The organism is Pedobacter lusitanus, assembly GCF_040026395.1.
Lineage (GTDB): Bacteria > Bacteroidota > Bacteroidia > Sphingobacteriales > Sphingobacteriaceae > Pedobacter > Pedobacter lusitanus.
The window spans coordinates 3,453,892-3,465,965 of record NZ_CP157278.1 but is presented as its reverse complement, the minus strand read 5'-3'; the positions used below and the strand labels follow the sequence as shown (position 1 = coordinate 3,465,965).

Sequence of the window (12,074 nt, the reverse complement as noted above, 5' to 3'; positions counted from 1 at the left end):
TTGTTGTATTAAGAGGCCAGGTAATTCAATTACCTGGCTTATGTTTATATTATTTTTTTTCAACTTTTGCAGGGGCCGATGCGGAACCTGGATTGATAACCATTCCTTCCTGTAACCGATCGAGTCCTGTAAAGACGATCTTGTCACCAGCTTTAAGACCATCTTTAATAATATAGTCTGTGCCACTTTTACCAGCAATGTCAATCATGACTCTGTTGATTTTATTACTATCAGCCAGTTTATAGACAAATACTTTATTCTGAAGCTCCATTGTAGATGCCTGCGGAACCATTAATGAACTCTCGTGAAGCTGATCAATTCTTATTTTTCCTGTATTTCCGGCACGTAATAACCCGTCTGCATTAGGGAATGTCGCTCTTAACATAATGGAACCTGTATTCTTATCAAATTGTCCATCCACCATGCTGATATGTCCTTTGTGAGGATAAGTAGTATAGTCTGGCAGGATTAACGAAACCGGAGGCATCTGCTTAATTTTTTCAGTCAGTGTTTTGCCGGGATATTGTGCTTTAAAATTGATAAAGTCACTTTCTCCAATAGAAAAATACGCGTAAATTTCATGTACATCTGATAATGTTGTTAATGGCTGCTGATCACTTTTGCCAACCAGGCTACCCAGTCTGCGGGGAATACGGCCAATAAAACCGCTGACAGGAGCTTTGATATTGGTAAAAGCCAGATTGATCTTTGCTGATCCAACGGCAGCTTTGGCCTGCTCAAGATTTGCTTTGGCTACGTTATGAGCAGCCTGTACTGTTTTAAGCTGTATAGGAGAAACTACGTTACTTTTAACCAGAGGGACTACCTTGTCCACTTCAAGCTGAGCGTTACTCAGGGCTGCTTCAGCTGCATGCATAGTGGCTAACGCATTATTTAACTGCTGCTGATAAGGCTGATCGTTGATCTTAAAAAGAGACTGGCCTGCCTGAACAAATGCACCCTCGTCAATAAAAACCTTGTCAAGATAACCATCCACCTGCGGTCTGATTTCAACGTTCACTTTTCCCTCAAGTGTACTGGTATAATCTTTAGTAGTTGTAGCTGCTGATTGGGTAAGCGTAATTACCGGTATGGTTGGAGGAGCTGCCTGTGCCTCTGTATTTTCATTTGCTGAATGACAACCGAATAAGACAGTAAACAGTAGTGCGGAACCAAATAAAAAGCCCGGTCTTCGTAATAGAAGAGATTTGTTTTCAACTTTCATGAGTCTGATAGGATTTGCATAATTTGCGGAATCCATATTACTTTGTGAAATACAGATTACAACGGTGCAATTTTATAACTAATGACTCGAAATGACAGTGAAGAAATAACTGAGAACGCTTTATTGGCAGATGAAACAACTCTTAGTGCTCCTGAATCAGCTATCGAGCCATTTCTTAAATTGACTGGCCTTTTCTTTACTGATATGTATATCGGCTGCAGCCGGAGGAACCAGCATAAGTTTTAATTTCCCGTTGAAATAATTATGTATGCTCTCCAGGCTTTTAATATTAATGAGATATTGTCTGTTAGCACGAAAGAATACTGCAGGATCAAGCTGTTCTTCCAGTTCATCCATTGTATAGGAAACAGCCTGTTCTTTTGCATCGTGCATTACGATATTGGTGATTTTATTTTCAGAGTAAAAATATGCTATATCAGAAACCATAATAGTTTTATAACCATCTCTGTAAGGGATTAGAAAACGGGAACGATAATTTGGGTTTTGTTTTTTTATGATAGCAACGACCTCTTCAATTGTACCGTGGGAGATTTTCTGAGTATTCTGCTGTTTAAATTTAGAGATGCTTCCTCTTAATTCGTCAATATCAATAGGTTTTAGAAGATAATCGATACTGTTTACTTTGAATGCACGAAGGGCGTATTCATCATAGGCAGTGGTAAAGATAACCGGCGCTGTAATTTCGACCCGCGTGAATATTTCAAAACAGATGCCATCAGCCAATCGTACATCCATTAAAATCAGATTGGGGGTTGGATTTGAACGCAGCCAGTTCACACTATCGGCAATGGTATCCAATGTGGCTACTATTTCTGTCTGGTTATCTATTTCAAGCAATATCTTTTGCAGGCGTATAGCATTCAGTTTCTCATCTTCTATGATTAATACATTCATTTTATATTATTCTGATATTTCTAATAAAGGTAGTTTGACTATGAATGTGCTCTCATTCTCAATTATCTGCGGGCATGCATCTGATAACAACCGATAACGGCTGATGATATTCTTCAGACCAACTCTTGTAGAAGGGATATGGAAGTTTACCAGCTGCAGATTGTTGGAAACCTCAAGCCAGCCTTCCTCGTTAATATTAATGTCGATGTGTAATGGACGTGAACGGGATGCTATATTATGTTTAATCGCATTTTCTATTAACAGCTGCAGTGTGATTGGTGGCACACCTTTTATTTCATAATCTTCTGGTATATTGATGTTAATCTGCAAATTGTCAGATACTCTTATTTTGATCAGATAGATATAAGAGTGGATAAACTTAATCTCATCTTTTAATGAAATAATATCCCTGCTCAGATTAATAATCATGTACCGGTATACTTTGGAGAGGTTGTCCAGAAAAAGGAGAGCTGAATCCGGATTTTCAACAATCAGACTTGATAAAGTGCTGAAATTGTTGAACATAAAATGCGGATCGAGCTGCGCTTTTAATGATTGTAGTTCAGCCTGCATGGCTATTTGGTTCAGATCATAGGCTTTAAGTTCAAGTGCAGAGGTTTCCAGCATGGACATTTTCCATTTGCGCAGAAAAAAATCGGCTGTGTAGATTGCACTGATTAAAGTACTGATGACAATACTTACCATACACACCTGCCAGGCTGAAGCCTTATCATTTTGCGAGTAGTTATGATGACTGGGGTAAATCAGATGATCAATATAAAATAGTATGCTGATGACAATGACTGCGCTGAGAATTTGTAAAAAAAACTGACAGAAGAAACGTAATATGGGGGATTCTATCCAGGGTATATGACGATCGAGCCATCGGGCGATAAATAAACTGGATTCGGTAATTAAAAAGCAGACAATCATTACACCTATCCATTCAGTTAACAGGGTATATATACTCTGGTCAAAATAAACATTCCAGAATGGATCGTAAGGATTTAAAAGATATACGAAAATATAAAAGCAGAAAAAGACAATAGGCAAAATGAAGAACCTGAAATTCTGATAAAAAGCACGATCACTTATTGTTTTATGATTGGCCATGGCTATATAAGTTTATTATTCATCAACGTTACAGGTTAGAACCTGTAAAATTAATGCCAGAATCAATAATGTAATGAGCTTATTGACTGAACATCATATTTCTAGTGCTGAAACAGTCTTTTGAATCACTCAATAGTATTGGCCTTTCACAGGTGAGGCAAAGATAAGGAAAACAGGCTACCTGTAGGGATAAGTGATCCGGGGTTTGGTTAGCAGATTTTATTTGATCAGAGTTTTGGTTGCTAAATTGTTTTTTTATTGCTTAATGGCGTTTTTGTGATAGTTGTTTTCTGAATAATAAAAATTGCAGGTTAATAAGAAGAATAAATGTCTTATTTCGCTATCTGTTCTTATAAGAATAATTTATTCTGCATATTATAGCCCAAACAACAATTAATTAATCCTATTTATTCTAGATGAAAAGAAAACTACTCAATTTTATTGTGCTGGGTTTGCTATGCATTAGTTCTGCATTTGCACAAAATGTAACAATAAAAGGTAAAGTTACAGGAAAGGAAGATGGTCTTCCTGTTCCAGGTGTATCAGTAAAAGTTAAAGGAAAAACTGCGGGTGCACAAACAGACGGAAATGGTGCCTTTGCGATAGGACCAGTAGCTCCAACAGATGTGATTGTGTTCTCTGCAATCGGTTATGCCACTGTAGAACAGACAGTAGGCTCAAAGACGGTAATCAATGTTACCATAAGTGAAGATTCCAAGTCATTAAATGAAGTAGTAATCAACGTTGCTTATGGAACTTCGAAAAAAGAAGCGATCACAGGTTCGGTAGCCCAGATTGGTAAAAAAGAACTTGAATTAAGGCCATTGACAAACATCAACAGTGCTTTGTCTGGGGCTTCTGCCGGGGTGACATCAACTGCCGGAAGTGGACAGCCGGGGGCTTCAGGATCTATTCGTATCCGCGGTTTCGGTTCGATCAATGCCTCGAACGTGCCACTATATGTGGTTGACGGGGCTCCTTATGATGGTGACCTTGCGAATCTGAACGTGAATGATATTCAAAATATTTCAATCCTTAAAGATGCCTCTGCATCTGCGTTATATGGATCACGTGCAGCTAACGGTGTTGTTATTGTGACAACCATTAAAGGCAGAAAAGGTAACGATCAGTTAACCGTGAACGTTACACAAGGAATAAGTTCAAGAGGAATTCCAGAATATCAGAGAGTTGACGCAGCTCAGTACTATCCTCTGGCATGGCAGGCGCTGAAAAACAATCTTGTTTATCCGCAGGGTTCAACAAAACCACTGGAGGATGCTGCAGCAAGAGCTAAAGCCAGTTCATCAGTTAAAGCAGCTTTGGGGTACAATCCTTTCAATGTTGCAGATGATGCAATTGTTGGTACTGATGGTCTGCTTAATCCTTCTGCGAAGTTGTTGTATAACGATTTCGATTGGGTTGAACCGCTAAGACGTGTTGGTAAAAGGACTGATGCAAACATTAATTACAGCGGTGGGTCTGACAAATCAGATTATTTTATGTCACTGGGTTATCTGGATGACAAAGGTTATGTTCAGCGTTCTGATTACAACAGAATTACCGGGCGTGTAAGTTTGAATGCAAACCCGGTAAAATGGTTTAAAACTGGTTTGAACGTTTCAGGAAACTTAAGCAAATCTAACAGAGCCAGTGGTCAGACTATAGGATCACAATCGAACTCCGGCTCATCAAGTTATAACAACATTTTCTATTTTGCCCGTAATATTGGCCCGATTTATCCTGTATATGTGCATGATGCATCAGGTGCTTTTGTAAAAGATGCAAATGGACAAAATGTATACGATTTAGGTACAAGTCGTCCTGCTGGCGCAAATAGTGGCAGACACGTAGTACAGGAAACTCTTTTAAACCAGGATATGGTTAAAAGAAATATGCTGAGTGCAAGAACTTTTGGAGAGATTACTTTCCTTAAGGATTTTAAATTTACTCAGAAGCTGAATGTAGATATAACGAATTACAATGCAAATCTATATTATAACAGAATTGTAGGTGACGGTGCTCCTGGTGGTACATCAGCAAATACAGGTTCTACGACTTCATCATTTACTTCTACCCAGGTTTTAAATTATAATAAAACTTTAGGAAAGAACAATTTCGATTTTCTTGCAGGTCATGAGATCTATAAATATGATTATTCTTACAGGTCAGGAACAAGAAAAGGACAGGTTTTAGAAGGCAATACTGAACTGATTAACTTTACGACAACAAGTAATTTAAATGCGTATAAAAATCTTTATAACCTGGAATCATATTTTACGCAGTTAAACTATAACTATGATGGTAAGTATTTTGCAAACGGGTCAGTAAGACGCGATGGTTCTTCTAAATTCGGGCCAACATCAAGATGGGGTAATTTCTTCTCCCTTGGTGCTTCATGGTTAATCACGGCTGAAGACTTTATGAAAAGTGCATCATGGGTAGATTATCTGAAATTACGTACTTCGTATGGCTCTGTTGGTAATGACAGATTGCTTGATATTGATGGAAATGAGATTTATTATAACTACAAATCTTATTATAACTTAAATTATAACAATAATAAAGAAGGTGGACTTTCTTTAGTTACTTTACCAACTCCTGATCTGAAATGGGAGACTAACTATTCTACCGACATTGCTGTAGAATACGGTCTATTTAAAAACAGATTACGCGGTACCATTGAGGTATTTGACAGAAGATCAAGCAACCTGTTATTTAATGTTCCACTGCCAATTTCCAATGGGGTTTCAACCGTAGCGAGAAATGTTGGAAGTATGTATAACAAAGGTATCGAGATTGAAATTGGCGGAGACATTATTAAGAATAAAAACTTTAAGTGGGACGCCAATATTAACCTGACTGCTGTTAAAAACAGAATCACGAAATTGCCGGAAGAAACTCCGACAATTGTTGACGGAACCAAAAAATTAGAAGTTGGTCATTCAAGATATGATTTCTGGTTAAGGAAATGGGGTGGTGTAGATCCTACTGATGGGGTCTCATTATATGTAAGAGATAAGGCTATTGCTGTTGGTAATCCGGCGCAGAGCAGAACAATTAACGGTGTTGATTATACAACTAACCATAATAATGCAGAGTACGGCTATGCAGGAACAGCTATTCCTAAATTTGCAGGAAGTATCACGAACTCGTTTACCTATAAAGATTTCCAATTTTCATTTATGGTTAATTATCAAGTTGGCGGTAAGGTGTATGATTCATCTTATGCTGGTTTAATGAGCTATGGCAGCTATGGTGGTGCTCTGCATGTTGATGCTTTGAACGCATGGAAAAACCCGGGTGATATTACTAATGTTCCGCGTTTGGATGCTGGTCAGTCTTCATTCAATAATGCAGCATCAGACCGTTGGTTAATCAGTGCTTCTTATCTGGCTTTCAGATCAGCAACGCTTTCTTATAATTTACCAAAAGCTTTAGTCGCTAAGGCAGATCTTAAAAATGCAAGGGTATATGTAGGTGGAGAAAACTTATTCCTATTATCTAAACGTAAAGGATTAGACCCTAGCTATTCTTATAGCGGAACTACAACTGCTGGTTACTCACCAACACGTACAGTTACTCTAGGTCTGAATGTTGCATTTTAATTAAAAACAAATGAAAAATACAAAATATAAATATCTTTCTTTTTTACTGATTGCACTGACTTTTGCATCATGTAAGAAGTCTTTTCTGGAAACAAATCCAACAGATATGTCGGATGATGCTTCAGTATTTAAAACAACAGATAATGCGATGGCAGCCCTGAATGGTATCCACCGTATGATGTACAGACAATTTGATGAGCAGGATCAGGGGGGAGAATCAGGAATGAAGATTAACCTGGAGATGCTTGGAGATGATGTAGTAAATACCTCTGCGGGTAACGGATGGTATAACAGCGCTTACAAATGGACTGCTCACAGAAGTGCATCAAGTACCACTGATAAGTATGCCTACAAATTCTATTTTACAGTGATTGCAAATGCAAATATGATCATTGAAAAAGTCAATGGAACTGAAGGTCCGCAGGCAGACAAAGATGCAATTATGGCCGAAGCCCTGACTTATAGAGCATGGGCGAACTTTATATTGGTACAGCTTTATGGAAAGCGTTATGATAATGCCGGAAGTAATACACAGCCAGGTATACCTCTGGTATTGGTAACGGATGTTAAGCCAAAGCCAAGGGCTACAGTTGAAGAGAATTATACGCAGATCAATAAAGATATTGATGCGGCTATTGTGCTTTTTGCTACTGCAAAAGCCAGAGCAAATAAATCTCATTTTGATTTAAGAGTAGCTAAAGGTATTAAAGCCAGGGTTGCACTGACTCAGGGGCAATGGGCTGTTGCTGCTCAGAATGCAGTTGCGGCAAGAGCATCTGTTAAATTGATGAACAATGATGAGTATAAAAGTGGATTTAACAGCGCTGCAAATCAGGAGTGGATCTGGGCAAGTATACAGGTAGAAGATCAGACTTCTGATTTCGCTTCATTCTTTGCTTATATGTCTGGCAATTTCGGATCTTCTAATATCAGATCGAATCCAAAAGCAATTAACTCTTTATTGTACGCTAAAATAACGTCAACTGATGTAAGAAAAGGATTATGGGATCCTACTGGTAAGAATACTGATTTCCCAATCCCTGCAAGTGGAGCAAGAAAACCATATATGAACAGAAAGTTTCTGGTAGCTGGTACCACAAGTGTTGGTGATGTTGCACATATGCGTGGTGCTGAAATGTACCTGATCGAAGCAGAAGCTTTAGCCAGATTAGGGCAGTATGGTCCGGCACAAGCGGCATTATTTGCCCTGGCGAGTAACAGAGATCCTAAATATGTACTATCGACTAAAGCGGGAACTGAGCTGATCGAAGAAATTTTAACTCAGCGCCGTATTGAATTATGGGGTGAAGGATTCCGTTTTACGGATCTTAAGCGTTTAAACCTTCCATTAGACAGAATGAATTCTAACCATGATAGTACGTTAGCAGTAACATTAAGTGAAGTTGCTGGTGATGTGAAATGGCAGTGGTTAATTCCTCAGGACGAAATCAATGCTAACCCAATGATTGGTCCGGGTGGACAAAACCCATAATAATTATTTCATCAATTCAGAGGCTATCCTAAAAGGATAGCCTCTTTTTTTTGATAAACATTTAGCTTTCCGGTAATCATTAATATCTTAGCAGCATGTCATCGCATCACATAGTCAGAGAAAAACAGGAACCAGCATTATACATTCATAATCTGGGCAATTTTGATGAAGAATATTTAGGTCAGATTCTGGAATGGAGTCCAACGCTAGTTGTTAACAGTGCCATTTATGAGAAAGTCATAAGTCTGGGACTGAAGGTCGATGTTGTTTTGAATGCAGCTGATGGGTTAGTCCCTCAGGAAAATACGAAATCTATTATTGGCCCCGGAGATGACTATAATACTGTTTTAAACTATTTAATCTCAGAAAAATATCCTGCTGTAAATATCATTGATGATCAGAAAGCATTATCGGATCTGGCATTTTATCTTCCTAAGATCAATATTGTTCTTTTTACAGCAACAGAGAAATCTTATGCAGTTAAAACAGGCTTTAGTGTCTGGAAGCCTGCCGGTAGTATATTTTTGATTGATGTGGTTTCTTATTTTGAGGCGACCAATCTGATGCAAAAGGAAGAACGGGAATTTGAGGTGGTGAAGGATGGCTTTGTAGAGCTTACTTTTAATACTGAATACGTGTTTCTAACAGAGAAGATATGATTACCTTAAGAAAAGCAAAAGAAGAAGATCTGCCGGTTATTCAACGGATCGGGACAATTGTCTACGGACCAACCTATACGCATCTGATTGGTCAGGAACAAGTTGATTTCATGCTGGATAAGTATTACAGTATTGTTGCTTTAACGCAGCAGCTGATGGAAGGCCATACTTTTTTGATTGCACAGGACGGAGATAAAGATCTGGCTTTTGCATCCTATTCATTAGAAGAACGCAATCAGCATAGTGTTGTCAAATTGCATAAGTTATATGTTTTACCAGATGCGCACGGAAAAGGCCTGGGTAAACTGTTGGTTAATGAAGTGCGGAATAAGGCAATAGATTTAGGTGCTGAGAGCCTGGAGTTAAATGTAAACCGTTACAACAAAGCAAAGGATTTTTATGAGAAGGCAGGCTTTATCATAAAAGAAACCGTTGACATTGAAATTGGCAACGGTTTCTTTATGAATGATTATGTAATGGCACTTCCTTTAGCACCGGTTAAGCCGGTCTAATTTGTTAGTTTAGGTATTCTGGTCGGTGTGTCCGTCCCTTTTACTATGGTTATCGCACTTTTAGCAATTGCTTTAATTGTGGATAATATATTTTCAGTATCCAGTGAACTATATTCATCTTTCACTGTATGATAAAGTTTGTCAGTATCTATCTGATCAGTACTGATAGTATGCGCAGGTACACCTAAAGCGGCTAAAGTAGCGTTATCACTTCTGTAGAACAGGTTTTGCTGTGGATAAGGATCAGGGTGAAAAGTAAAGGCTGTACCCTTCAGGTTTTTTTGCAGTATTGCTCCAAAATCAGACTTGTCAAAGCCTGTAATGAAGGCCGTGTTCTTACCAAACTTACTCTCTTTCCCAATCATTTCAATGTTAAACATGGCCACAACTTCATCTGGATTTAGCTGTTGAGAAAAATATCTTGCGCCAAAGCCACCAATCTCTTCAGCAGTAAAAGCAACAAAAATTAGTGTGCGCTCATTGTTGTTCAGTTTCTTATAATATTTTGCAAGGGCGATCATGGCAGTAGTACCAGAAGCATCATCATCTGCACCATTTGCAATACTATCCTGGTCTGCTGAATGAATAATGCCTAAATGGTCATAATGACCTGAAAATACGACCAGTTCTTTAGCTTTTGATTTTCCCGGGATAACTCCTGCCACATTAAACAGCGGTAGCTTTTCGATGTTGTTTTTTACTGTGACATTAAAGGTTTTTACAGCAGTGTCTGCAGATAATACCAATACTAAAACAGAAGGATTAGCCTGATTTACAGTTTCTTCATCCACAACTGCCGACTTTGAAACATAATCTCTTAACTGATTAAACTCGTTGGTGAATTTTTTATCTACCAGGACCAGCTGTCTTTTTTTGTTACGTACCAAAAGTCTGTATTGCTCTCTGAAAGATTTTGAAGGATCAAGTTTTATCCAGCCATCACTGTTTGTATTGTCTAAATTCAGTGTCGCGGCAGTATTGCCCCAAATGGCTACTTCAGCAGGAGCTATAGTTTTTCCATCAACTGAGACTTCAGCAGAAACAGGTTTAAGCTGATACTTGTAAAATGTCTGTCTGTAGCCTGTTGCACCTTTCAATGGTTGTAAACCAATTTTTTTAAATTCACTCTCGATAAAGGTTGCGGCCTTATCAATCCCTGGGCTAAATGTTGCTCTGCCCTGCATGTCATCACTACTCAGAGTTTTAATCAGATTGTCTACGTAATCTTTAGAGATAATTTTATCAATATCCTGGGCAGTTGCCGTTCGGGCGATAAAAAGTAAGATCAAAGGGTAATAAAAGTATTTCATCATAATTTAGTTAATATTTCTTTCTGTTTCTCAATGGCACTGGTTACTCTTGTATCATGCACTCCGTCGGTAACTTCAACCTCGAAATCCCTGTCTTTTTCTGAGGTATGGATCTGGCTGAATTCAAGATTTTCCACAGCCCTGTCGTATGGTCCTCTTGAGCTCATCATTTTTACAAAAACAGGCAGACATTCAAAAAAGATAAATAACAGACCAATAAATGTAACAGCCAAAGCGGTTGTTGTATCACGGCTGCCGTCTGTATTGAAACTTAGCTGTCCCAGTGCCCAGTTACGATCAGCAAAACCTGCGATACTGGCCAGACTATCCAATTGTTTCCCTGTATAGAGTCTTTCTGCCAATAAGCCATCAAACTGCTTTCTGCCATCCACAAAATGCTCCATTCTTCTTACATCAGCATTCAGCGAATCCAGGTTTTGTTGTCTTTGTTTTAACTCTTCCTCTTTTCGTTTAGCATAAGGACCATATCCCATCACACCGGATGTCTCAGTCGTTTTAGTCCCGAAGACTTCAAAGTTAAGTTTTTGCCGGTCAGATTTAATACCACTTTCTACAGAATCTCTCTGCGCTTTAACTTCTTGAAGTTTATTCAGTTCAATCGTGTATTTATTAGTGAATGCTTTGTTAAGCGTGTCAATCTTTGAACGCTGATTATTCAGATAACTTACCTTTAAACGTTCTTTGATTTCCTTATCAAATATTTTAAGCTCCAATGGACGGGATATGACCATTCCAATCATAATAGCCAGTAATATACGGGGGGTTGCCTGCAGGATCTGTTTGGTTGAAGAGGCATTTTTATTAATACTGGAAACGATATAGCGGTCCATATTAAAAATAGCAAGACCCCAGAGTATTCCGAAAAATACAGCAAAGAGAACAGCTGCGGTATCGCCTTTAAAAACGAAATACATGGCATATCCGCCGGATAGTGCAGCAAATAAACCAGTAAAGAAAATAGTTGCGCCAATACCGACATATTTATTATGTTCAGTAGGGTGCTTCTCTAAAGTAGGCTGGTGGATACCAGAACAAAACCAGAAGAAACGTGACAGAGCATCCATAATAACAAAGTTAAGAAAGAATACTATTAAACGCCCGGCATCCGGAGTTGTTACAGTGTACACGTCTGAAACCAGAAATTTTGACTTGTCTTTAGCAGATAAGTTGTTGATAAACTTTATATTTGACAATTATACATGGGCGAGAGACCGTCCATTTA

At 38.4% G+C, this 12,074-nt stretch carries 9 protein-coding genes; 4 read left to right on the top strand and 5 right to left on the bottom strand.

The genetic code is table 11. The annotated features are described in order from the left end of the window. Positions 1–49 precede the first annotated feature (49 nt). From PL_RS14850 to PL_RS14840, 3 genes are all read right to left on the bottom strand, one after another. Positions 50–1,225, bottom strand: coding sequence for an efflux RND transporter periplasmic adaptor subunit (locus PL_RS14850; RefSeq protein ID WP_052496376.1), 1,176 nt, complete (start codon positions 1,223–1,225; stop codon positions 50–52). 156 nt (positions 1,226–1,381) lie between these two features. Continuing rightward, positions 1,382–2,140, bottom strand: coding sequence for a LytR/AlgR family response regulator transcription factor (locus tag PL_RS14845; protein WP_041882980.1), 759 nt, complete (start codon positions 2,138–2,140; stop codon positions 1,382–1,384). A gap of 6 nt (positions 2,141–2,146) precedes the next feature. After that, entirely contained in the window at positions 2,147–3,253 is a 1,107-nt protein-coding gene (locus PL_RS14840; protein ID WP_348619806.1) for a sensor histidine kinase, read from the bottom strand. Positions 3,254–3,669: 416 nt separating this feature from the next. Between PL_RS14840 and PL_RS14835 the strand changes: the two genes are divergently transcribed. From PL_RS14835 to PL_RS14820, 4 genes are all read left to right on the top strand, one after another. Further along, on the top strand, positions 3,670–6,858 hold the full coding sequence (locus PL_RS14835; RefSeq protein ID WP_041882982.1) for a SusC/RagA family TonB-linked outer membrane protein: 3,189 nt from the start codon (positions 3,670–3,672) through the stop codon (positions 6,856–6,858). A gap of 10 nt (positions 6,859–6,868) precedes the next feature. Continuing rightward, a complete protein-coding gene (locus PL_RS14830; protein WP_041882983.1) occupies positions 6,869–8,350 on the top strand; it encodes a RagB/SusD family nutrient uptake outer membrane protein in 1,482 nt (493 codons plus the stop codon). Positions 8,351–8,445: 95 nt separating this feature from the next. Then, the gene (locus PL_RS14825; RefSeq protein ID WP_041882984.1) at positions 8,446–9,009 is read left to right on the top strand and encodes a hypothetical protein; all 564 of its coding nucleotides are present in this window, start codon (positions 8,446–8,448) and stop codon (positions 9,007–9,009) included. Beyond that, complete coding sequence (locus PL_RS14820; protein WP_041882986.1) at positions 9,006–9,521, top strand: GNAT family N-acetyltransferase; 516 nt, start codon at positions 9,006–9,008, stop codon at positions 9,519–9,521. The genes PL_RS14825 and PL_RS14820 overlap by 4 nt, the downstream gene beginning before the upstream one ends. On the opposite strand, the gene PL_RS14815 is transcribed toward PL_RS14820, so the two are convergent. Together PL_RS14815 and PL_RS14810 are read right to left on the bottom strand one after the other, a co-directional pair. Beyond that, a complete protein-coding gene (locus PL_RS14815; RefSeq protein ID WP_348619803.1) occupies positions 9,518–10,834 on the bottom strand; it encodes a M20/M25/M40 family metallo-hydrolase in 1,317 nt (438 codons plus the stop codon). The two genes, PL_RS14820 and PL_RS14815, sit on opposite strands and share 4 nt — an antisense overlap. Further along, positions 10,831–11,916 carry a DUF4407 domain-containing protein gene (locus PL_RS14810; protein ID WP_041883040.1) on the bottom strand — a complete coding sequence of 362 codons (1,086 nt, stop codon included), beginning with the start codon at positions 11,914–11,916 and terminating at the stop codon, positions 10,831–10,833. The genes PL_RS14815 and PL_RS14810 overlap by 4 nt, the downstream gene beginning before the upstream one ends. Between the last annotated feature and the right edge of the window lie 158 nt (positions 11,917–12,074).

Excerpts from the sequence above, each read along its gene's own strand:
- PL_RS14850 (WP_052496376.1), bottom strand. The coding sequence starts at position 1,225 with ATGAAAGTTGAAAACAAATCTCTTCTATTACGAAGACCGGGCTTTTTA.
- PL_RS14845 (WP_041882980.1), bottom strand. The coding sequence starts at position 2,140 with ATGAATGTATTAATCATAGAAGATGAGAAACTGAATGCTATACGCCTG.
- PL_RS14840 (WP_348619806.1), bottom strand. The coding sequence starts at position 3,253 with ATGGCCAATCATAAAACAATAAGTGATCGTGCTTTTTATCAGAATTTC.
- PL_RS14835 (WP_041882982.1), top strand. The coding sequence starts at position 3,670 with ATGAAAAGAAAACTACTCAATTTTATTGTGCTGGGTTTGCTATGCATT.
- PL_RS14830 (WP_041882983.1), top strand. The coding sequence starts at position 6,869 with ATGAAAAATACAAAATATAAATATCTTTCTTTTTTACTGATTGCACTG.
- PL_RS14825 (WP_041882984.1), top strand. The coding sequence starts at position 8,446 with ATGTCATCGCATCACATAGTCAGAGAAAAACAGGAACCAGCATTATAC.
- PL_RS14820 (WP_041882986.1), top strand. The coding sequence starts at position 9,006 with ATGATTACCTTAAGAAAAGCAAAAGAAGAAGATCTGCCGGTTATTCAA.
- PL_RS14815 (WP_348619803.1), bottom strand. The coding sequence starts at position 10,834 with ATGATGAAATACTTTTATTACCCTTTGATCTTACTTTTTATCGCCCGA.
- PL_RS14810 (WP_041883040.1), bottom strand. The coding sequence starts at position 11,916 with ATGGATGCTCTGTCACGTTTCTTCTGGTTTTGTTCTGGTATCCACCAG.